The organism is Arthrobacter sp. H20 (assembly GCF_000520515.1).
Lineage (GTDB): Bacteria > Actinomycetota > Actinomycetes > Actinomycetales > Micrococcaceae > Arthrobacter_D.
This window is the reverse complement of record NZ_KI914719.1, coordinates 1-2,126: the sequence shown is the minus strand read 5'-3', so window position 1 is coordinate 2,126 and position 2,126 is coordinate 1. Positions and strand designations below refer to the sequence as shown.

General features: G+C 58.5%; 1 protein-coding gene and 1 rRNA gene. Both read left to right on the top strand.

The genetic code is table 11. The annotated features are described in order from the left end of the window. On the top strand, positions 1 to 1,537 hold a 1,537-nt coding region (gene glgB / locus Y703_RS21405), incomplete at its 5' end, for a 1,4-alpha-glucan branching protein GlgB (RefSeq protein ID WP_035763992.1). 443 nt (positions 1,538 to 1,980) lie between these two features. After that, a 16S ribosomal RNA gene (locus Y703_RS0105605) occupies positions 1,981 to 2,126 on the top strand; the annotation flags it as partial.

Sequence of the window (2,126 nt, the reverse complement as noted above, 5' to 3'; positions counted from 1 at the left end):
CCCGCCGCTCACAGGCTCGCGGGTGGTCGAGTCACGGTATGCCTTCCAGGACGACGAGTGGATGACCGCCCGGGCAGCAGCTGACCCGCACAACGGGCCGATGAGTGTGTACGAGGTGCACCTGGGGTCCTGGCGGCTCGGGCTCGACTACCGTGCCCTGGCTGAGCAGCTCGTCGAGTACGTGCAGTGGCAGGGTTTCACCCATGTTGAGTTCATGCCCGTCGCCGAGCACCCATTCGGCGGCTCCTGGGGCTACCAGGTGACCTCGTACTACGCCCCGACCTCTCGATTCGGGCACCCGGATGACTTCAAATACCTGGTTGACAGGCTGCACCAGGCGGGTATTGGCGTTCTCATGGACTGGGTGCCAGCGCACTTCCCGAAGGATGAGTGGGCTCTCGCCAAGTTCGACGGCGGGACCTTGTACGAGCACGGCGATCCTTTCCTCGGGGAGCACCCCGACTGGGGAACCCTGATCTTCGACTTTGGGCGTCGGGAGGTGAGGAACTTCCTCGTCGCCAACGCGCTCTACTGGTTGGAAGAGTTCCACATTGATGGGCTGCGGGTTGATGCGGTGGCGTCAATGCTTTACCTGGATTACTCCCGTGAAGAGGGCCAGTGGAACCCGAACCGCCACGGGGGCCGGGAGAACCTCGAGGCAGTCGACTTCCTGCAGGAAGTCAATGCCACAGCCTATAAGCGCGTGCCCGGGGTCGTCATGATCGCCGAGGAGTCAACGTCCTTCCCAGGCGTTACCCGAGCCACCAGTGCGGGTGGGCTTGGATTTGGGTTGAAGTGGAATATGGGCTGGATGAATGACTCCCTTGAGTACATGGCTGAAGACCCGGTGAACAGGGGTTACCACCACGGCAAAGCGACATTCTCAATGGTTTACGCGTACACCGAGAACTTCCTTCTGCCCATCAGCCACGACGAAGTTGTTCATGGCAAAGGATCGCTGCTGCGCAAAATGCCCGGTGATCGGTGGCAGCAGCTCGCCAGCGTACGCGCCTACCTGGCGTTCCAATGGGCACACCCCGGTAAGCAGCTAATCTTCATGGGCACCGAGTACGCCCAGGAATCCGAATGGTCAGAACAGCACGGCCTCGACTGGTGGCTCTCGGACACCCCCGCCCATAAGGGGGTCCAACACCTGGTCCGTTCGCTGAACCGCATCTACCGAAACACCCCGGCGCTCTACATCCGGGACAATGATCCATCGGGTTTTCAGTGGATTGACGAGAACGACGGCACCCGCAACACCCTCTCCTTCATCAGGTGGGATGGCCAAGGCAACCCGTTGGTCTGCATTGCCAACTTTGCCGGTGCACCGCACGAGGGATTCCGGGTTGGACTCCCTTGGTCTGGCGACTGGGAGGAAGTGCTCAACACCGATGCCGAAGACTTTGGCGGATCCGGGGTAAGGAATATGGGTGGAGTAACAGCGGTCGAAGGCCCCTGGAGTGGTCAGCCTGCTTACGCTGACCTTCGGGTACCACCACTTGGTGTGGTCTACTTGGCCCCACGAAAGGCCTAGATCGGCGCGGGGCCCGGCTATGTGAGCCGGCCCCACCGACCGATTTACAACTCCGGCCGAAGGGTGCTAGAGTTTATATCCGCGCTGGTCGAGGGAATTGACCGGCTGACAACCACCAGAACTACGGTTCGTCTCCGAGTGCAGTATGGCTCAGGGATCGGAAAATCAGCCGATTTGACCTGAAGATGATCAGCCGGTAAGTTTGAAAAGTTGCTCCGGAGCGATGGTGGGACTGTTTGGTTCTGTTTGGTGCCGGGTGTGTCTGTTGTTTGAGAACTCAATAGTGTGCCATGTTTGTTGATACCGATTGTTTTATTGATTGGTTGAATTTGGCTGCATGATGCTGCTTTTGGTGGTGTTGTGTGGTTGTTTTTGGCTGGTTTCGAATTTTGCGCGTGTCTGTTGCTGGTTTTTCCTGGTGGTGGGTGCGTGTCTGTAGTGCATTTACGGAGAGTTTGATCCTGGCTCAGGATGAACGCTGGCGGCGTGCTTAACACATGCAAGTCGAACGATGATCTTCAGCTTGCTGGGGGGATTAGTGGCGAACGGGTGAGTAACACGTGAGTAACCTGCCCTTGACTCTGGGATA